This is a genomic window from Sinomonas sp. P47F7, assembly GCF_049332655.1.
Taxonomy (GTDB): Bacteria; Actinomycetota; Actinomycetes; order Actinomycetales; family Micrococcaceae; genus Sinomonas.
In genome coordinates, this window is sequence record NZ_CP186327.1 from 1,238,361 (window position 1) to 1,257,672 (window position 19,312).

Genomic DNA, 19,312 nt, shown 5'->3' on the forward strand with positions numbered 1-19,312 from the left:
ACGTAGCTGAGCTATGAGCCACAACTACGTCCGGGGCGCCTCGCTCAGCTCCTCGGTGTTTCAAGAGGAGATCCGGCAGATGCTCGCCGAGTTCGGTGCCAGCAGATTGCGTATCGCTTCGGAATACCGCAGGGCAGCCGTCTTCTTCAGCTTGGGTGGCCGGACGTTCCGCATGCTCCTTTCGCCACTCGGACAGGCCGATTCGCAGGCCGAGCGGGCGCACGATTGGATACAGCCGAGCAGCAGGCCTCACGAATCCAAATCCGCTCAGGAAGCCGCCCGCCAAGCTTGGCGGCAACTGTCCTTGTTGATCCGAGCCAAGCTCGATGCCGTCGCCTCGGGCATCGTCACCTTCGACGAGGAGTTTCTGGCCTACATGGTCCTGCCGGGCGGCGGTACGGTCTTCCAGGCAACTGCCCCTGCGATCGCTGCGGCGTATGACGGCGCCGAGGATTCCGGCGCTCAGGGATGACTTGACCCCGTGTTCATTGCGGGGGGCGCGAGCCTTGTGAGCGGAGTGCGGGGTCGGGGAGGATGGTCCAGTCTCTGAAAAGGGAGAAGGAGTCGACGATGACGAAGTACCTGATCTCGTTCCCGAGTGGAGCCATGGACCTTTCCCACGACGACCTGCAGACAGTCTCGGACGAGGCGCACGCGGTGGTGGCGGAGGCGAAGGCGGCTGGCGTTTGGGTGTTCGGCGGTGGGATCAATGAGGCCGTTCCGCCCGTCCTTGTCGACGGGGGTGGCACGGTGACCGAGGGCACCTATCCGCAGACGAAGCAGCTCGAAGGCGGCTACACGATACTGGAGCTGCCCTCCCGCGACGCAGCACTGGAGTGGGCTGCGAAGATCGCGGTCGCCTGCCGGTGCGCGCAGGAGCTGCGCGAGTTCCAGTACGATCCCGCCAGCTGACAGTAAGCCCGCGACCAGGTCTGGTCGTGGGCATCACTGCGTTGGAGGGTAGCAAGGCGTCACGGGCTTGTTTGCTCGGCGTCCGTATCGGAGGTGGTTGGCGCCTCCGGCAGATAATCCCGGAGCCAGTGCAGGGCAATCCCGATTGCCAGCAGAACTGCACCCAGCGGAGCGAGACCGGATCTGGTCGCCCCGACAATTGACTCCACCGCCCACATGATCGGCACGCGGCTTGGCTCGAGCACGGTGGCGATAGCGCCCAGGATGGCAGAGCTCAACGTTTCAATGACGATGCCTGCCTGAACCCAGAGGGTCGAGAGGGGCCGGGCGTGCAATACGCCCGGCCCCTCTCGACGGTGGCGCTAGCCGCCGATAATGCTGGTGCCCGTGGTGGTGCTCTGGGCGGTGGTGTTGAGGCCGGCGTTGACCCCGAGTCCGGCGCCGAGGTTGGCGTTGGTCGTCTCGGAGGTGGCGCCGTTGGTGCCGGTTGCGGTCCGGCTGGTGCCCGTGGTGGTGCTCTGGGCGGTGGTGTTGAGGCCGGCGTTGATTCCGAGTCCGGCGCCGAGGTTGGCGTTGGTCATTCCGGTGCTGGCGCCGTTGGTGCCGGTTGCGGTCCGGCTGGTGCCCGTGGTGGTGCTCTGGGCGGTGGTGTTGAGGCCGGCGTTGATTCCGAGTCCGGCGCCGAGGTTGGCGTTGGTCGTCTCGGTGCTGGCGCCGTTGGTGCCGGTTGCGGTCCGGCTGGTGCCCGTGGTGGTGCTCTGGGCGGTGGCGTTGACTCCGAGTCCGGCGCCGAGGTTGGCGTTGGTCGTCTCGGAGGTGGCGCCGTTGGTGCCCGTTCCGGCCCCGCTGGTGCCGACCCGGCTGGTGCCCGTGGTGGTGCTCTGGGCGGTGGTGTTGAGGCCGGCGTTGACCCCGAGACCGGCGCCGAGGTTGGCGTTGGTCGTCTCGGAGGTTGCGCCGTTGGTGCCCGTTCCGGCCCCGCTGGTGCCGACCCGGCTGGTGCCCGTGGTGGTGCTCTGGGCGGTGGTGTTGAGGCCAGCGTTGACCCCGAGTCCGGCGCCGAGGTTGGCGTTGGTCATCCCGGAGGTGGCGCTGCCGGTGCTGGCGCCGTTGGTGCCGACCCAGTTGCTGCCGCTGCCCGTGGTGGTGCTCTGGGTGGTGGCGTTGAGGCCGGCGTTGATTCCGAGTCCGGCACCGAGGTTGGAGTCGGTCATCCCGGACGTCGTCCCGGACATCACCGACCACGCGCTGGCGTTGTCCTGGGACGAGACCGCTTGAGTGGCGCCGGTATCGGCTGAGGCCCCGGAGGCCCCGATGAGGAGCACGCCGCCAGCGAAGACCGCGGCGCACAGGCTGTTACGAACGAGAGACTTCATGATGTGTTTTCCTCACTCTGACTGATTTCTGACTCGGCCCGGTTCGGGCCGAATTGGCTGCGGAATGCTGTGCGTCGAGGCACAGCGCGGCCAAGGTCAGTCGGGCGAGAAGCGTGGATCGTTGATCGGAGATCGGGGAAGTACGAAGCCGAAGGCTGATGTATCCCCGCCCCGGGTGCGCGGCAAGATCAACCGAGAGGGGTCGTCGGCTGCGATCAGTGACAGCACCGGGGAGCTTCCGCCCGCTCCAGCAGCAACCGCCGAAGGGGCTGGCGGCGAACGAGGGCTGCCACCCGGGCTGCCGGTTGGTGTGACCTGGACCGGAGCGGACGGGGACATCGATGGAACAGCTTGCGGGCCCTCCATCCGTCGCTCCCACGGTGGTTGCTGCGTGTGGGGGATCCGGGTGGCGACGCCGGCCGCGGATGTGCCGGCGTGATCCGAAGCAGACGCATTCGGGGCCAAGACCGGGGGAGGGGAGGCAGGCGCCGTTGCGCTGCCGGTTGGGCCGGGAGGCTGGCTCGGCAGCGTGCCGGCTGGGACGGGCGAGGGCGCAGTAAGCCCGAGGCTCTGGGCCGCCGGTTTGAGTGCCGGCGCCACCGCGGTCAAAGGCGTAGTGATGGGTTCGGCTACAGCCGACACAACGGGCATGACCGGTTGAAGAGCGGGCGCGGCGGTCTGCGCAACGACATTCGTGACCTGCTGCGCCGCCTGGCTCACGGTCTGGAGGGCAGCCCCACCGAGCGGAGCGATACCGGTGGCAACAGGGGCATGAGGGCTCGGCGCCGGCCCTGCCGGGCTGGTGGCCTGAGGCCCCGAGGCTCCCACGGCTGGGCCGGCATCGGATGGAAGGACGGTCGCGGCCACGCCTTTGACGGAACCTAGGAGGTCTCCGGTCGATGAGGTGTCATCCGCGCGGGCGGTGCCCGCGCCGAAGGCCAGCCAGACGAATCCCAGGATGGCTGCGACCAGCGCGAATCGAAGTACACAGAGGGGGCTTAGGGCCTGTCGAACTGTCATCACCTCCGTTCGGCTCCCAGCTCGTCCGGCGGACTCCGGCGACCACCCGAAGGGGCGCCGTCCGACCAAGGTTCGGTGCGGTGCCGAAGTCGGATTGGTCGGCCGTGAACCCAGATCTGGTTCGCTGCTCACGAGGCGATCGCCGCCGTGGACATGGCCACGACGGCGATCGGGGATGCTGCCGGCACCCGGGCCGGCCCGTGCAGTGAGGAACCGCAGGTCAGCTGGCCGGGGGCATGAGGACTGAGTCCACGAGGTACACGGTCGCGTTGGCGGTCTGGACTCCGCCGCAGATCACGTTGGCGCCGTTGACCTTGAGGCTGTTGCCTGAACCGGTCACGGTGAGCTTCTGGCCCTCGACGGTCATGTGTTCGCCGGCGATCGACGCCGGGTCAATCTGGCCCGGAACCACGTGGTACGTGAGGATCTTCTTGAGCGTCGCGTCGTCGGTCTTGAGGCTCGTGATGGTGGCCGGGTCGATCTTGCCGAACGCGCTGTCAACCGGCGCGAAGACGGTGAACTGGTTCGAATCGAGGGTGTCGACGAGGTTGACCTTCGGGTTGAGCTTGCCCGAGACCGCCTGGACGAGAGTCGTGAGCAGCGGGTTGTTCGACGCCGCGACCGCCACGGGATCGGCCGCCATGCCCTTGACCGAGCCCGGGCCGCTCGGGTTCGCCTGCGCGTACGCGGCGCAGCCCGTTCCGACAAGGTTTGCGGCGGGGTCCTTGGTGGACATCGCCGAGGAGGTGGCGCTCGGCGAACTCGACGGCTTGGCGCTCGAGGAGGCCGACGACGGGCCCGAGGATGTCGTCGACCCGCCGCAGGCCGCAAGGCCGAGGGCGGCGAAGGCGGCCAAGCCGACGGCGGCGGATGTGCGCTGAATTCTTCTCATGGCTTCACTCCTGTTCACGGGGTCCCGCCGGGGGTCTCGATGGTGCTCTCGGTGAGCGTGGCGGGGGTGGTTGCGACTGTCCTTCGGAGCGGCGGAGAGGCCGGATTGGACGCGCCGGGAATGAACGGACCCAGCGGAGGAAATGGATCCGCCCCAATCCGGAGCGCCGGAGGGCGCCGAACGGTAGGCATGTGGGCGAACATCCTTATTGGCTTCCTTGGCGGTCTCATCACGGGGATTTCGCCGTGTATCCTCCCGGTCCTCCCCGTGATCTTCTTCTCCGGCGGGCTGGACAGCGCTCGGCAGCGGCCGCCGTCGTCCGCGCCTTCCCCGACGGACGACGACGGCGCCGCCCGCCCCCCGCGCGAGGCCTCGCGCTGGCGCCCCTACCAGGTGATCGTGGGCCTCGTGCTGAGCTTCAGCGCGTTCACGCTGCTGGGTTCCCTGGTCCTGGGACTCGTGGGCGTCCCCCAGGATGTGTTCCGCTGGGCCGGGATCGGCGTCCTTGCCGCCGTGGGGCTCGGCCTCATGGTGCCGCGGGTCGAGGAGTGGCTCGAGAAGCCGTTCGCCTGGATCCCCACGCGGCGGGTCGATGCGCGTCGCGGCGGCCTGGGCCTCGGGCTCGCGCTCGGCGCGGTCTTCGTGCCCTGCGCGGGGCCGGTCCTCGCGGCCATCACGGTCTCCGGCGCGACGGGACGAATCGGCCCCGAGACGGTGGCGCTCACCCTTTCCTTCGCGCTCGGCGTTTCCGTGCCGCTCCTATTCTTCGCCCTGGCGGGCCGCGGGCTCGCGGAGCGCCTCAAGGCGTTCCGCCGGCGCCAGAAGACCGTCCGGATCGTGGCCGGCGCGCTCATGATCGCCCTCGCGGCGGGCCTCGCGCTCGACCTGCCGGCGGCGCTTCAGCGCCTCATCCCCGACTACACGGCCGCGCTCCAGGACAAGCTCGCTCCGCAGGCGGGGAGCCCGCTCGACCTCGGGGGCCTCGTGACGGACGAGAACCGCGGCCTGGACCGCTGCACCCAAGGTGCCACTTCGCTCGAGGACTGCGGACCCGCGCCGGCGATCCGCGGGACGACCGCGTGGATCGGCTCGGAGCCGATCGACCTGAGCGCGCTGCACGGCAAGGTGGTGCTGATCGACTTCTGGGCTTATTCGTGCATCAACTGCCAGCGCTCCCTGCCCCACATCGTCCAGCTCAATGACGCGTACAAGGCCGCGGGGCTCGAGGTGATTGGCCTCCACACGCCCGAGTACGCGTTCGAGCGCGAGCAGCGCAACGTCGAGGCTGGCGTCAAGGAGCACGGAATCGACTACCCCGTGGCCATGGACAACGCCTACTCAACCTGGACCGCGTACCGGAACCGCTTCTGGCCCGCCCAGTACCTCATCGATGCCAACGGCAACGTGCGGCACATCCAGCAGGGCGAGGGTGGGTATGCGAACACGGAGAACCTCGTGCGGCAGCTGCTCGCCGACGCCCACCCGGGAGCCGCACTGCCGAGCCCGGTCGAGGGCAAGGACTCCGCTCCGACCGCGGGGAGCACCACGCCGGAGACCTTCCTTGGCGTCGCCAAGCAGGTCAACTACGCGGGCGACCAGCCCTACAAGTCCGGGACCGGGCAGTTCGCGTACCCGTCGAGCCAGCGCGCGGACTCGTTCGCGCTGTCGGGGCAGTGGACCCTCGACTCCCAGCGGATCACCGCGAACGACGGCGGCGCTTCCGCTCCCTCGGGCGTCCGGCTCAACTTCCACGCGCGCCAGGTCCAGGCCGTGCTCGGCGGCCGCGGGACGCTCACCGTGCACGCGCCCGACGGCGACCGGTCCGTGAGCGTGGACGGAACCCCGCGCTCCTACGTGCTGCTCGACGGAACCGCGCCGCAGACGGGAACCATCGACGTCACGGCGGGCCCCGGGCTGGAGCTGTATTCGTTCACGTTCGGGTGAGTTTGGGGCGGGGGGATTGTTCCGGGGGTGGCTGGGAGCGTCGAAGCGAACCGCTCTGGGAGCCTGGAGGCGACCTGGACACCCCCGATCGGTCCGCAGGATGCCCAAGATGTGCCTAACTTTCACGTGCCGAGAAGGCCGCCATTCCGCGGGAGTTCGGGAGACGTGCCTAAGAAGTGCCTAACTTTACTTCCGATTCCACCAACTCTGACTTGACATTGGCCGTTCGCGCGGTTTGGATGAGAGAGCGGGCTGCATCCAGTCGACCTCGGGAAGCCGGATCAGGTTCGTTGGATGTGGCATCGCGCAGCGGCTCCCATGTTCGTCATTCAGACGCGGCCCGGAGATCGCAGTGCGTCCTAAGGAAAAATTCATCATGAATCGTAATTCGACTATCTGGCTTCTGATCGCACTTATTCTCGGTTTCTACTCCGTCTACGTCTTTTCTTCTGCCCGTGGCGGCTCGCCATGGCCAGTCGTATCTGGAGTTGTCCTCGTGGTCGGCTCAATCGTGTCGCTTGCGATGTCGCTGCGGGCTACGAGATCGGGAAGCTGACTGCTGAAGCTGGTCCATCATCGGCCAGCCGCGAGATCGGCATGCAGCAGATTCAGAAGATCCACTTGCGCAGCCGGGTTGGTGGCTGGCCCGGACGCCGATCTGGCAGGATGGAAAAGCCGATGTGGAATGACTTTGAGATAGCTGAACCAGACGATAACTGGGTCCTTCTCGAGGAAACAGGTCGGGACGCGATCATCGCCTGGTTCGCGGGTCCCGAAAACGTGTGTCGCGCACCGAGATCCGGTGAAGGGGAGAAGGTCAGGGTCACTGTGTCGCAAGCAGGGGGTACAGAAGTGCGTTACGAGCCTCTTGCTGATCGCGACAGAGTCACAGCCGAAGATTCGATAGACGAGTATCTTTCCGACGCCGGGATCCCCGCGCGACCCCGAGGATATCGCTGGTTTCTTCGTGTGCCAGCTGGGTGCGATTCACCGGGCTCGTTCCTTTCGACGCTCCATCGGAAAATCAATACCGCTCCGCCAGCGGGTTCCCCGACTCCGAAAAGCTGGAATCCTGTGATCCAACGGGTGGTTGGCGACTTGTACTCCTAAGATGACTCAGCAGGCTCGCATCACCATCGACATCTCGGGGCAGATTCCCAGCCACAGGCGACGGGCCGGGCGTGCTTACAGCTATGAGCCGACGGCGAGGGCATCGTGGACGAGCGCTCGGGATCTCGCCGGTTTGTAGCCGTGGGTCGGCCGTTCGCCGCCGAGTAGTGGGGACTGAGGCCCTGCGGATCTTCGGCAGCTCCAGTGCTGCGGCGGCCGCAGCCTCGTGCGCGGCGAAGGCCCGCGCTGCCTGCTTCCCAATGCAACCAGGGGGGTCGTGCAACAGGGAGGCTGTTGCGGTAGATCTCGGAATCTCCTGATCGGTCGCGGTAGGCAGAGGGTCTGGTGCCCCGTCCCGCACGAGGCCTGAGACCTAGACACTCGCGGATGGGACCCGCGTCTCCGTGCTGAGACTTACAAATTCAGTGGAGAATTCCCGAAGTTCAGTGGTGAGGCCTGGTGACAATTAAGTAGTCCCTCGATTACGGTCGAAATAGATCTCATTCAGGTCGGTCCTTTGGGGGTGGTGCCGGACCAAAATCAAGCTTGAGGGCGCCCGCGGAAGTACGCCCATGCGACGAGTCCAAGCAATGGGATTGTCCAGACGAGGATCGTCCACGCAATCTTTGAAGCCTGGCTCTGTTGTGTCTTGATGATGTCGGTCGTGATCTTGACGAGCAACGCACACCAGCCGACAAAGATCATCACAACAACCAGTGCTTCAACGCCGTTCATGACGTCCCCTTTCATCATGCGTCTCGAATTTGAACCGTAGCACATGTCGTGACCCGTTTCAGGCGTGCTTGCGCGGCGCTTTTTCGCGCTCCAAAAATGAAAGATTTCGATTCCGAACCGGAGGAAAGATCGATGAGAAAGAAATCACTCTCCGCCATTCTGGCGTTGCTCCCGGCTGTTTACCTCATGGTTGTTCCGGGTGGGTCCGCGTCGGCGAGCCCCGACGTCACCAACCAGGCAACCGAGCAAACACAGTCTCAAGTTGTCGACGCCTGCGTCCAAGCGAAGGCTCTCGCAGCCGCGTCCGGAGCCGACCTAAGTGGCGAGGACTGCCGAGTAACCACTACAGCGCGCACGTCCGAAGGGCGGATGGCGACCGCTGCAGAGGTCAGTTCGGACAGGGCATTGTCTAGTGCCCAGCGCAGTTCACTTCTGACTGCCATGAGCTCTGGCCCGGTCTATTCGAAGAACTTCTCTTGGTTCACAACTGGCGGGGCGTACACAGTCACGCACAACGGAACCTTCTACTACAACGGATGGAAGGCTTGGGTTGGCGAGTCCTTCGCCGGCTACCAGGGGAACCACGCTTGTTTCGTCAACTACAGTGCGGGGCTGACAATCAATCCCGAAGTCTGCAGCGAATCCGGCACCGACTTCTCCCGCGATCTTCTGTACAAGTGGCAGGTAGCTTGGCCGTGGTTCTCCTACAGCGTTCAACACCTCGGCCACGTCTACAGCAACGGTGTCACGAGCTAGGACCAGCGAGATGCGATAGACCCGCGGGAGGGCGCGGCCGGAGCCTGATGGGACCCATAGCGGGGCCCCGGGCCTGAGCCCCCTCATGATTCAGGCCTGGGGCCCGTCCGTCATTGCGCGGAGTTTCCTTCTACCGCATCCCGCACGGCCGCGGTGCAGTCACGGCAGCCCATTCCACCGCCGGCCCGTTGCGGGGTTCACTCTGTGGTCATGGCCGGGCATGAACCGTGACCGGCGCCCCACCGGCGTCCGGCCGCAGCCGCAGAGGCAGGTTGGGCGTTCTCCGGGGCCGGGCAGTGACGCCAGCGCAGCGGGCTCCCGGTTCATCGCGGGCAGGGCCGCGTTGTCGCGTTGGAACTTCTCCGGCAATTCGCGCACGGGTAGGAGCATCGCATCATTACCTTCGCCCACCCATGAATGTTGCCCTTCCAGAGCAATCAGGCCGGTGAGGGCTCCCAGGGCCGCGTCTACCTGGTCGGGGCCGATCAGCTCCGACTCGTCCACCCCGTGCTCTGCTAGCACCTGTCGCCGGGACTGGACCTTGTCCGCGAAATCGCCGATCCGTCCGGCCAAGGCGACAGCGGACGCGTGCGGGAAGTACTCGGCCGTCGTTCCCCTGACCCCACCGCCGGTGTAGCGCGGGTACAGGGGAGCGAGCGCGATGTAGACACTGATCCCGTCGTGCATCCAGCGGTGGAAGGGGCCGGCGCGGTCTTCGAACGGTGTGGCGTACAGGTGAATTCCACGTCGCCCCAAATCCAGCTCGGCCGGGCGACGCGCGCCCGGTTCCGCCCACTGCGACGGCGAATCGACGCAGACGACTTCGGGGGAGAGAGCCTCAACCATAAATCTGAGCTGGTCGAGGCTGCGGATATGGCGCACCCGGCTGAGGATCTGGCGCGAGGCGTCGAGAGCCACAAGGTCCAGCCCCTTTCCGTCGAGGAGCCCGACATCAATGCCGATGGCAGTTTTTAACATTGTGGGGGTGTGCCTCTCTGAAAGAAGGGGCGAGCCGGTGCTCTGTGAGTGCTTACCCGGGATCGTTGACCCGAGAATGGTTGTATTCGGCGATCAAGCGAACGAGTGCTGAGACACTGTCTGGCGGCAGCGCGGCAAGATCGGGGTTCTTCCGGTCCTTGTAGCCAGTCCGTCGGAGGTCTTCGGCTTTGCCCCGAAGCTGCGGGTCGAGGGTGGACATGTCATCGAGGAAGGCCTCGAATCGTGCACGGGCCGAGCCGACGAGCTCCCGAGCGCGTGCGAAGTCCAGCTCCAGCCCGAGATAGGTCGAGTAGCCGATGAGCCTGACGACGCCGACAAGCGTTCCCTCGCCGTTGAAGACATTGATTGAACAGCCGGGATCAATGCTCTTCCGCTTCTCGACCGCGAGCCCGGAATCGTCGGCGGCGCGCAGGAACGCCCTACACGAGCCGGAAGCCTTCGGGTACCTATTCCCGACTGCCTCCGGGAGCATGTCCGGGGTCCATTCCGTTCGGCGGTCTGGGCCTTTGACTGCCTTGGTTTCGACGAAGTCCGTCCCGAACGAGGTCGGAATCAAAACCTCGGTGGTGCCGGCGCTGGCGTGCATGAATTCGACGACGATGACACCGGTCTCAGGAACCGTGATCCGGTTGAGGAACTCGACGATCCGGCGCAGGTCGTCGTTGATGCCGTCGACGGCAAGGACGATTGTGAACCTGGCTGATTCGAGATTGGCCTCAAGCGCCGCCCGGATCCGCCCATCGGCGTCGCCCAAGGCCTCGAACGGCGAACCCTCGCCCGCTCTGTTCCACGCCTGTTCGAATTCATCTGCACTCATCTTCCAAATGCGTGAGGCGTAGTCAAGGATCTGGCCGATCACCTCGCGGCGCACCTCTCGGTTGCTAGCCAGCTTGCACTCGACCAAAGTGAGATTCCCCTCGGCGTCGAGAACGACGACGTCGGCCGGGCCGACCCCGCTTTGGAATTCGCGGCAGGCGATCCCCGGCGCTGTTTCGGGGCCGAGCAACCCCGTCACGAGGGAGGGATGGGCATAGATGGTGTCCTGGAGCTTCTTCTCGCTCGCGTACCCCATGACAGGCTCGCTCCAGTTGCCGCCACGCTCGCGGATCAGAATTCCCATGCGCTGCCTCCAATCCTCGGTTAGCGGAGACTGATGCCCGAACGATATCGCTCGGCGCCGCCAAATGGGACGCCCTGGTACGCCGTTCCACCGCAAGGAGTCGGGTGTTCCTTGAGTCTGAAACAACTGACCGGACCCCCGCTGACTCCGGACCCCGCTCACCGCGACAATGGGCGCGCCGGGGCGATGGATGCCCGCTCCGCTGGGCAAGACAAGCTGGACTCTGGTTCGGTGCTGGGCACCAAGGTAGACCGCCCTACCACCGACAGCGGGCTACTTGTTGATCGCGTCACCCGAGGTAGACGCACTCGAGAATCGCGGGGAAGAGCCGGTCCCATCCTCGGACAGCAGACCACCAAGCGCTGAGCCAGCTGCACCGCAACGTCAACGGCTTCGTCTCGGGACCGATTCACCGGCGCTACGCTTTTCAACATGGCACTTGACCAAATCACGAAGGCGTTCGTTCAAGAGTATCTCGAGCAAGCTGGGATGCCTTCCCACGGAGAGGCTGAGGACTTCGAGCGTTTCGTCACCCACGTCGTTGTGGCACCGCAGATCGACGCCTCCATTGACTACAGCAACGTCATGACGGGGGCCGGCGGGGACACCGGGCTCGATGCCATTGCAATCGTGGTCAATGGCCAGCTGGTCACAGACCCGGACGACATCAACGACCTCGCAGCCTCTGGCTCGACCCTAGACGTCAACTACATATTCGTCCAAACTGAAACTGCGACGTCGTTCTCTACTTCTAAGGTCGGACAGATCGAATATGGTGTAAAGGACTTCTTCTCTGACTCGCCAACTTTGGCTCGAAATGATGCTGTGCGTTCGGCGGCCGAAGTCTCGCATCATATCCTAAGTAACGCCCGGCTCTTCCGAAATGGCAACCCGACATGCACGGTCTACTATGCCACGGCCGGGAGGTGGGCTGGTGATCAAAACATGGTTGGTCGCATATCATCATCCCGCACTGAAATTGACGAACTGAACCTATTCTCAATGGTTTCTTTCATTCCGCTCGACGCCCGGGAAGTTCAGCGACGATACCAGTCTCTGAACGCCGGTGTGGAACGCGAGTTTATTTTCCAGAATCGGGTTTCGTTTCCGGAAATTCCGCGTGTATCGGAATCCCATTTGGGCTACATCTCCGGAACTGACCTAGTCAGGATTCTTGCGGGCGAAGACGGCACTTTGCTCTCCACCATCTTTTACGACAATGTTCGCGACTTTCAAGGCGAGTCTAACGCCGTAAACAGTGAGATGGCGAAGACGCTCGATACAGATCGCCGGAGTCGGTTCCCGCTCATGAACAATGGCGTGACTATCATTGCTCGATCAGTGCGACAAACGGGCACCAGATTCGCCATCCAAGGGTTCCAAGTCGTCAACGGGTGCCAGACCTGCAATGTACTCTGGTCAAATCGTAATAAGCTGGACGAAAGTGTGTTGGTTCCTCTGCGACTAATCAGCACTGACGACGAGGATGTAATCGTCGACATTATTCGAGCCACCAATCGCCAAACGGAGGTCAAAGAAGAGCAGTTTTTTGCCACGAGCGACTACCTGAAGCAACTTGAGTCATACTTCGACACATTGCCGATTGATCGCAGGCTCTACCTCGAGAGACGTCTCAGGCAGTACGCCGGAAGTCCCGTTGAACGTACGCGAATCCTCCCATTCAATAGTTTGGTTCGGTCGTTTGCATCCATGGTTCTCGCGGAACCACATAGAGCAACTCGAAACTATAAGCAACTATTGGAGCGTATACCTTCGAATATCCTGAACCCGGAGCATAGGCCGTCAGTGTACTTCGCTTCGGCCTCATCGCTATACCGACTTGAGTTCCTGTTCCGAAACGGAGCTCTCGACCGGCGTTTTTCGTCGGCGAAGTACCATCTACTCCTGGCGAGCCGGCTATTGATTAAGTCTGGTGCCGTTCCGCGTCTCAATAGCCGGGAGGCGGATCCATGGGCAGAAGCGTTGCTTGACGTCTATTGGGATACCACGAAGGCGGAGCGCGTCTTCACCCAAGCGGCCGCCGATATCGATGGTCTCGCTGGCGGTGACCTCTCGCGTGACCAAATCCGCACGCTTCCCTTCACTGAGAAGGTGATCGCCCACTTTCAGAGTGCCTGAGTAGTGGTTTGGGCGCGCGTCGGTAGATCGCGCCTTGAACTGATGTTGATCCGCGTAGGGGTCGTTCTCAACGGCGATACCGAAGCGCGGCACAGAGGAAGGGCGTGAGCAAACGCATCGGCAAGCTCGGATTCGAAGCGCACTCCGATTTCTGAATCGGTCTGGCTGTCGCTGGGGCCCACAAGTATTCGTGAGGAAGTTCTGGGCCGGCCCCGACCTTTCGTGAAGGTTCGTCATCAGCGCCGCTGGGGAACGCCCCGCGATCCTCGATCCCGCCCCGCGATGCGTAGTTCTTTAGGACCGCCTCGGCATCATTGCCAAGCCGTGCTGCGTGTGGGGCACACTGGTGGCGTGAGCGGAACCCGATGGGTGCTGCACGTCGATCTCGACCAGTTCATCGCGGCGGTCGAGGTGCTCCGGCGTCCGGAGCTCGCGGGTAAGCCGATCATTGTCGGCGGTCGTGGCGACCCCACGGAACGAGCCGTGGTCTCGACGGCATCCTATGAAGCCAGGGCGTTCGGTGTGGGTTCCGGGATGCCTCTGCGCATTGCGGCCCGCAAGGTGCCCGACGCGGTGATCCTGCCCGTCGATCACGAGGCCTATCTCGAGGCCTCTGAAACAGTGATGGCCACCCTGCGCGCGCAGCCCGGCGCCACCGTGCAGGTCCTGGGTTGGGATGAAGCTTTTGTGGGCATTGAGACGGAGAACCCGGAGGCCTACGCCCGGCAGCTACAGGCTGCTGTCCTGGAGCGAACGCAGCTGCACTGCAGCGTAGGTATCGGCGACACGCTAGTCCGGGCCAAGGTCGCCACCGGTTTCGGCAAGCCGGCCGGCGTCTTCCGTCTCACAGCCGGGAACTGGCTCGACGTCATGGGCAGTCGGCCGACCAAGGACCTGTGGGGCGTCGGCGCCAGAGTGTCGGGCCGGCTGGCCAAACTCGGCATCAACACGGTCGCCGAGCTCGCGGCCTCGAACCCCCAAGACTTGGTCCCGGAGTTCGGCCCCAGGATGGGTCCTTGGTATGTGGAGCTTGGACGCGGGGACGGCGCCAGCGTTGTAGACGACACGCCGTGGGTTGCCCGCGGGCATAGCCGCGAGACGACCTTCCAGCGTGACCTCACCGAGCCTGCCCAGGTGGACGACGCCGTGAGGGAGCTAACAGCGCACGTCCTCGAGGATGTGGCGGCTGAAGGACGTCCCGTGATTGGGCTGACACTCAAGGTTCGGTATGCGCCGTTCATTACCAAGACCTATGGGAAGAAGATTCCCGAGACCTTCGACGGGAACGAAATCCTCGCGCGGGCCTTGGACCTCGTCGCCGGAATCGAATCGGGTCGTCCGATTCGACTCCTCGGCCTGCGGGCCGAAATGGCAATGCCCGACGACGCCCGAAGGGGACACACGCCAACGCGCGGTGGGTGGTGACGGCGGCGGGAACAAGTGTGCGGGTCTGCTGGCGGAACTGAGGCGCGCCCGCTGTGCAGCTGGGCTGCCAGCCGGGCCAGCCGATTGCAATGCTCAGGAGGCTGATTACCACTGTCCCAAGGCTCTCAGTGGCGCCAATCTCGAGATTGTGAGTGACTGGAAGGCGCAGCAACTCACCCGCAGGGACAATCTGGGAAGCCTTGCCGACCCCGAGGTGATGAGCGGTAGAGTTATCCGGCCAACAGAAGGCGCGGGATAATCCACACCGGGAACACACGGTCACGCCAGTACTGGTCGGATCGCCGAAAATACTCGGCTGGGGTCTGACTTGGAACGCTGAACCTCGAAGGCCACGCGCTGGCCATCGTCGCCGACCGCCAGGACATCCGCCACCCAATCTCGAGCTAGATGAACTGCTTCAATAACGGCGTGCCAACCGTCTTGCGAGTCGATGGTCGTCGCCAGCGCTGCCGTCATCGCGCGATGTTGCTCCGACTGCGGTTTGTGCTGAAGTGCACAGGTCCGCCAATGGGCGAAATAGTGAAGGCCGAGCGGAGACGTCTTCGCCACAGCCCTCGTCTTACACACCGGCATCACCATACGTGCCAAGTCGGCGAGGCATTGAGCTTGGCCCAGGCCGCATCGTCGAGCTTAGACGAATCGATCCGGTTCCCAAGCTCCGCAACCAGTGGCATGGCTCCCCTTCGGCTATGGCTACCCGTTCGCCGAATAGAAGCACAGGTCTCCGACAATCTACGGCCGAGGAATCTTCCCACCGAGCTGATAGAGCGCCAGGTCGACGTCTCGTGCCGACCAGCAGTGCCCACGTTTTGTGGCAGCTTCTCTCAGATCCTCAACGAGGAGCATGTACCGGCCGTACCGTCCACGGGCGTTGCTCAGTGGCAGTCCTAATTCCATCAGCCCAGCGTGGGCGGGACGGTCGTGCACTGCCATGCGATCCGGCGCCGCCGCGAACAGCAGAGCTGACGCCAGCGCGTCCCCGCTCTGGAAACCCGGCAGGGGCGAAAGAGCCCGGCGCCCGGCCCTTGCTGCTTTCGGAACACTCGGGGACTCGTCTCGTACGTCCAGCATCGTCTTGGCGGTGATTGCGCGCACCTCTGAATCGTTCATGATCATCAGCTCGCTTACCCATGGCGTATCAGCCCTAAGGCGTTTCCAGAACAGCAGAGCCCCCACATCAGCCTTACCGATGCTGTTCGTTGCGCGGGCGTGATCTGTCACTTCATGGAGTATTTCGTCATAAGCTGGAGACGAGGCCACGATTGCCGCGTTGCAGTTCGTCCCAGCCATCAGCGTCGAGAATGCCGAAGGATTCATCACGGTCGCCCATGACCAAAGCATGCCAGATCAAGAAGGCAGCGATGCTGGTTTTCGCCCCGTGTATGCTCGCGACTTTGTTGGAAAGGTTGCGTTAGCGCTGCGCTGAAGTCCCTCCCGTTTGACGTAGACCTCCGCGAGCTCGCCGCATGTCATGTCGCTAGCATTTGCGTATAGGTTCCATACTGGGATCATGGCCGCACCACTGAGCACTTTCTCGTCCGACACGTACGTACCGATCCTCAAGGCCAAGCAGGCCGAACTTGATGCACTGCAGACGGCGCCGCCTGAGCGGCTCGTGCCACTCTTGGAGGTCGCCAAGATGGAGGCCACCGCTGACATGCTGTCAAAGGCGTGGCCGCACGCCGACGATGTGGTTTGGGTGCATTGCGTCAATTTGCAGGGAGAAACCGAGTATGACTTTGCCGGCCGGATATTTTCGCTCTTTCAAGCTCTCGCGTCACGGACGAAGGCAGTACCGGTCGTGACGGAGACCGAGACCCAGGAAGTCCTCGAGGCTGTTCGCCAAGTCATCGCCCGTGATTCTCGCGGAGTTGTCCTTCGCCTTGACGTGGAGGACATTGTTGATCCAGACGCTGACACGTCGGGCAATATTGCAGCGACTTTGGATGCCCTGGGTGTCGTCGAAGCACACGTCGACCTTCTCGTGGACTGTGGACTGCTGCGGGAGGAGGCTCCCGCGATTCTTGCCGCTGTTGCAGCCCGCGCGCTGTCCAGTCTGCCGAACCTCGGGATGTGGCGGAACGTCGCGGTTGCGTTCTCGGCGTTCCCTCAAGTGGTGGGCGATGTTGTCGCCAAGGATTCGGTGGGAGTTCTTCCTCGATACGATGCCGCGGCTTTTGTCGCCCTTCAGTCAGACGCGGAACGCGAGGTAATCTATAGCGACTATGCAGTGGGCCTTCCGTCCTACGGCAATGCGCCCTTCGCACCGATCCCGAATATCAAGTATGCGACTGATCGGGAGTGGCGCGTTCATCGTGCTCACTCGAAGACTGGTCCAAGTCCTCAATACAGAGCGCTGGCTAACCCGGATCTTCCACGGCAGGGCTGGATGATCGGCGCGTAGAAACACGGAAGTGCCCTCTGATCAGGGAAGACTTGGGATTGCGACGTCTCAAGAACCCCTGAATGGAAGGCACTCCGTAGGTGAAGCGTACTTCGTGGTCGGCCGGTCTGCATGTCACCGCTGACGGCACCGGCGTGGTGGCCCACGCGGGCAGCGCCGCGCTGCGGCTCTTGTCCGACCGGACCGGGCTCACGGCCGAGCTGTCCAAGGCGATGGCGCGTCGGGCGTTCATTCCCGGCCACGACCGGGGCCGGGTCCTGACGGACGTGGCGGTGATGCTCGCCGACGGCGGGGAGGCGATCGCAGACATCGACGTGCTGCGCCACCAGTCCCAGGTGCTCGGGCCGGTCGCGTCGCCGGCGACCGTGTGGCGGGCGCTGGACGAGACCACGGCCGCGAGGCTGAAGAAGATCCAGTCTGCCCGGGCCCGTGTCCGCAGGAACGTGTGGGCGCAGCTGGGACTCCGTGGCGGCATTCCGTCGTCGAAGGCCGCCGGAGCTGATCTCGGCTCCACCGTCGTGCTGGACGTTGACGCGACGGTCGTGGTCGCGCACTCCGAGAAGGAGAAGGCCGCGCCGACGTTCAAGCGGACCTTCGGGTTCCACCCGCTGGGGGTCTGGTGCGACAACACCTCCGAGTTCCTCGCCGCCAGGCTCCGGCCCGGCAACGCCGGGTCGAACACGGCCGCAGACCACATCGAGGTCCTCACCGAGGCGATCTCCCAGATCCCCGCAGCCTGCAGAAAGAGGATCCTGGTCCGCTCCGACGGGGCAGGGGCCTCCCACCAGCTCCTGGACTGGCTCGATCGCCAGGGCAGGGTCCGGGGCCGCCGGGTCGAATACAGCGTCGGGTTCGCCATCACGGAGAAGATCCGCGAGGCCATCGCCCAGATCCCGGCCCGGGTATGGGCCCCGGCCCTGGACGCCGACGGCGGAATCAGGGACGGCGGCGACATAGCCGAGCTCACCGGGCTCCTGGACCTGACCGGCTGGCCGGAGGGCATGCGCCTGATCGTGCGCCGGGAACGCCCCCACCCCGGCGCACAGCTGTCCCTGTTCGAAGAGGCCGACGGGTGGCGGTACCAGGCCTTCGCCACCAACACGGCCACGGGGCAGCTGGCGTTCCTCGAGGCCCGCCACCGGGCCCACGCCCGCGTCGAGGACCGCATCCGCCACGCCAAGGACACCGGCCTGGGCCGGTTCCCGTCCCGGGACTTCGCGATCAACCAGGCCTGGCTCATGCTCGCCCAGATCGCCGCGGACCTGACCGCGTGGGCCCGCATGCTCGCCTTCACCGGCGACGCCGAAGTGCTCGCGGCCTGCGAGCCCAAAGCCCTGCGCTACCGGTTCCTGCACGTCCCCGCCCGACTGGTCCACGGCGCCCGGCGTCGATGGCTCCGGATCCCCGAGACCTGGCCCTGGGCCCCAGCGATTGTCGCGGTCTTCGCCAACATCGCAGCCATCCCGAAACCTGCCTGAGCGAACCCGTCCGCCCACGACCGAAGGAACCGGAGAACCGCAGCCCGGCAGCGCCAGCCGGCACTCCGCCATGCCCACGACCGCATCACAAGACATCGATCAGGATCGAGCTGCGAGGCCCTCGGCCCAGCCGAACACATGAAAGACCGAGGCTAAGGCCATCATCGCGGCGCCGTACTACAGCGGCCCGCGGTTCAGTCCGGGGGACCGGCAGATCATCGACGTGGCATCCGGAGCCTCCGGGCCAGGAAACGCGACGACACACCTTCGGGCGGCGATGTCCCGTCATCTGCATGTGGTGCTGTTCCGTCTCGCCACCCACGGCGAACCATAAGACTATCTCTCACAAGGGCTCTCAGCTCATCGAGAGATGCGACATCAGCAAGTTTGGCCCAGAGGACGTCGCGCGGCTTGGAGCGCAGACCTTTAGAATGCCCAAGGAAGTCCAGTGCGGCAAGCGCTTCGTCACGCCAAAGGAGGCGCGCGAGAGCGATTTCACTCTGCCGCTTCGACAGGCGGGCTCGGCGAACGCAGCGATAGGTGAGGGTACCTTGCTCGGTTCTTGCAACGACGGCGAGTCCCCAACCCGCAGCGATCGATTCTCTTGCTGCGGAAAGGTGCCGTTTCGTGACGACGAGAGTGCAGTAGTCAAAGACCTGCTCGAATACTTCCATCTGTCTCGGCAGTCGGTAGAGAGAGTCTAGATCGCTCTTGATCTCGTAGCCTCGGAAGGATCGTCCGATTACAGCGAGGTCGATTCGTCCTTGATCTCCAATGACGAACTCGTCGACAAGCCGATTCCGGCCAGTGTCATCGGTCTCCTGAGCACGTACGCACGCGCGAATTTCCGCTTCGGTTACCGGAACCATGACGTTGATACTATCCCCCGCGCTAGGGCGGAGGCTGGTGGCGGGTGGACGATAATTGGTCCGGCGACGGCTGAGCCGTTCAGGCTTCACCATGGCGTGACAGTCGCGCGGC

17 protein-coding genes and 1 pseudogene are annotated in these 19,312 nt (G+C 64.3%); 10 read left to right on the plus strand and 8 right to left on the minus strand.

Annotated elements, in window-relative coordinates; genetic code table 11:
- Positions 1-13 precede the first annotated feature (13 nt).
- Together ACOKR1_RS05960 and ACOKR1_RS05965 are read left to right on the plus strand one after the other, a co-directional pair.
- On the plus strand, positions 14-472 hold the full coding sequence (locus ACOKR1_RS05960) for a hypothetical protein (RefSeq protein WP_422935794.1): 459 nt from the start codon (positions 14-16) through the stop codon (positions 470-472).
- 98 nt (positions 473-570) lie between these two features.
- Positions 571-912, plus strand: coding sequence for a YciI family protein (locus tag ACOKR1_RS05965; RefSeq protein ID WP_422935795.1), 342 nt, complete (start codon positions 571-573; stop codon positions 910-912).
- Positions 913-1,274: 362 nt separating this feature from the next.
- Here ACOKR1_RS05965 and ACOKR1_RS05970 read toward each other — a convergent pair whose 3' ends face one another.
- Positions 1,275-2,288, minus strand: a complete 1,014-nt coding sequence (locus ACOKR1_RS05970; RefSeq protein ID WP_422935796.1) for a hypothetical protein — start codon at positions 2,286-2,288, stop codon at positions 1,275-1,277.
- Between the two features lie 1,240 nt (positions 2,289-3,528).
- Positions 3,529-4,200 (minus strand): fasciclin domain-containing protein, encoded by a 672-nt coding sequence (locus ACOKR1_RS05975; RefSeq protein WP_422935797.1) that lies wholly within the window; start codon positions 4,198-4,200, stop codon positions 3,529-3,531.
- Between the two features lie 189 nt (positions 4,201-4,389).
- On the opposite strand from ACOKR1_RS05975, the gene ACOKR1_RS05980 reads away from it, so the two are divergent.
- Together ACOKR1_RS05980 and ACOKR1_RS05985 are read left to right on the plus strand one after the other, a co-directional pair.
- The gene (locus ACOKR1_RS05980) at positions 4,390-6,144 is read left to right on the plus strand and encodes a cytochrome c biogenesis protein CcdA (RefSeq protein WP_422935798.1); all 1,755 of its coding nucleotides are present in this window, start codon (positions 4,390-4,392) and stop codon (positions 6,142-6,144) included.
- 678 nt (positions 6,145-6,822) lie between these two features.
- Positions 6,823-7,254 (plus strand): DUF5956 family protein, encoded by a 432-nt coding sequence (locus ACOKR1_RS05985; RefSeq protein ID WP_422936566.1) that lies wholly within the window; start codon positions 6,823-6,825, stop codon positions 7,252-7,254.
- Between the two features lie 540 nt (positions 7,255-7,794).
- On the opposite strand, the gene ACOKR1_RS05990 is transcribed toward ACOKR1_RS05985, so the two are convergent.
- On the minus strand, positions 7,795-7,989 hold the full coding sequence (locus tag ACOKR1_RS05990; protein WP_422935799.1) for a PLDc N-terminal domain-containing protein: 195 nt from the start codon (positions 7,987-7,989) through the stop codon (positions 7,795-7,797).
- Positions 7,990-8,121: 132 nt separating this feature from the next.
- On the opposite strand from ACOKR1_RS05990, the gene ACOKR1_RS05995 reads away from it, so the two are divergent.
- On the plus strand, positions 8,122-8,745 hold the full coding sequence (locus ACOKR1_RS05995) for a hypothetical protein (protein ID WP_422935800.1): 624 nt from the start codon (positions 8,122-8,124) through the stop codon (positions 8,743-8,745).
- Positions 8,746-8,904: 159 nt separating this feature from the next.
- On the opposite strand, the gene ACOKR1_RS06000 is transcribed toward ACOKR1_RS05995, so the two are convergent.
- Both ACOKR1_RS06000 and ACOKR1_RS06005 read right to left on the minus strand, forming a co-directional pair.
- Positions 8,905-9,723, minus strand: coding sequence for a DUF429 domain-containing protein (locus ACOKR1_RS06000; protein WP_422935801.1), 819 nt, complete (start codon positions 9,721-9,723; stop codon positions 8,905-8,907).
- Between the two features lie 52 nt (positions 9,724-9,775).
- Positions 9,776-10,864 carry a hypothetical protein gene (locus ACOKR1_RS06005; RefSeq protein WP_422935802.1) on the minus strand — a complete coding sequence of 363 codons (1,089 nt, stop codon included), beginning with the start codon at positions 10,862-10,864 and terminating at the stop codon, positions 9,776-9,778.
- A gap of 432 nt (positions 10,865-11,296) precedes the next feature.
- Between ACOKR1_RS06005 and ACOKR1_RS06010 the strand changes: the two genes are divergently transcribed.
- A complete protein-coding gene (locus ACOKR1_RS06010) occupies positions 11,297-13,003 on the plus strand; it encodes an AIPR family protein (protein ID WP_422935803.1) in 1,707 nt (568 codons plus the stop codon).
- Positions 13,004-13,372: 369 nt separating this feature from the next.
- On the plus strand, positions 13,373-14,428 hold the full coding sequence (locus ACOKR1_RS06015) for a DNA polymerase IV (protein WP_422936567.1): 1,056 nt from the start codon (positions 13,373-13,375) through the stop codon (positions 14,426-14,428).
- A 279-nt stretch (positions 14,429-14,707) separates the two neighbouring features.
- Here ACOKR1_RS06015 and ACOKR1_RS06020 read toward each other — a convergent pair whose 3' ends face one another.
- Positions 14,708-14,905, minus strand: coding sequence for a hypothetical protein (locus ACOKR1_RS06020; RefSeq protein WP_422935804.1), 198 nt, complete (start codon positions 14,903-14,905; stop codon positions 14,708-14,710).
- A gap of 276 nt (positions 14,906-15,181) precedes the next feature.
- The gene (locus tag ACOKR1_RS06025; RefSeq protein ID WP_422935805.1) at positions 15,182-15,766 is read right to left on the minus strand and encodes a hypothetical protein; all 585 of its coding nucleotides are present in this window, start codon (positions 15,764-15,766) and stop codon (positions 15,182-15,184) included.
- Between the two features lie 193 nt (positions 15,767-15,959).
- Here ACOKR1_RS06025 and ACOKR1_RS06030 point away from each other — a divergent pair, with 193 nt between their 5' ends.
- The 3 genes from ACOKR1_RS06030 (at position 15,960) to ACOKR1_RS06040 (ending at position 18,665) form a co-directional block, all read left to right on the plus strand.
- Positions 15,960-16,853 (plus strand): beta family protein, encoded by an 894-nt coding sequence (locus tag ACOKR1_RS06030; RefSeq protein ID WP_422935806.1) that lies wholly within the window; start codon positions 15,960-15,962, stop codon positions 16,851-16,853.
- A gap of 80 nt (positions 16,854-16,933) precedes the next feature.
- Entirely contained in the window at positions 16,934-18,331 is a 1,398-nt protein-coding gene (locus tag ACOKR1_RS06035) for an IS1380 family transposase (protein WP_422933120.1), read from the plus strand.
- A gap of 163 nt (positions 18,332-18,494) precedes the next feature.
- Positions 18,495-18,665, plus strand: coding sequence for a beta family protein (locus ACOKR1_RS06040; RefSeq protein ID WP_422936568.1), 171 nt, complete (start codon positions 18,495-18,497; stop codon positions 18,663-18,665).
- Here ACOKR1_RS06040 and ACOKR1_RS06045 read toward each other — a convergent pair.
- Positions 18,664-19,293: pseudogene (locus ACOKR1_RS06045) on the minus strand (sce7726 family protein); the annotation flags it as partial. The gene ACOKR1_RS06040 and the pseudogene ACOKR1_RS06045 overlap by 2 nt on opposite strands.
- Positions 19,294-19,312: the final 19 nt, after the last annotated feature.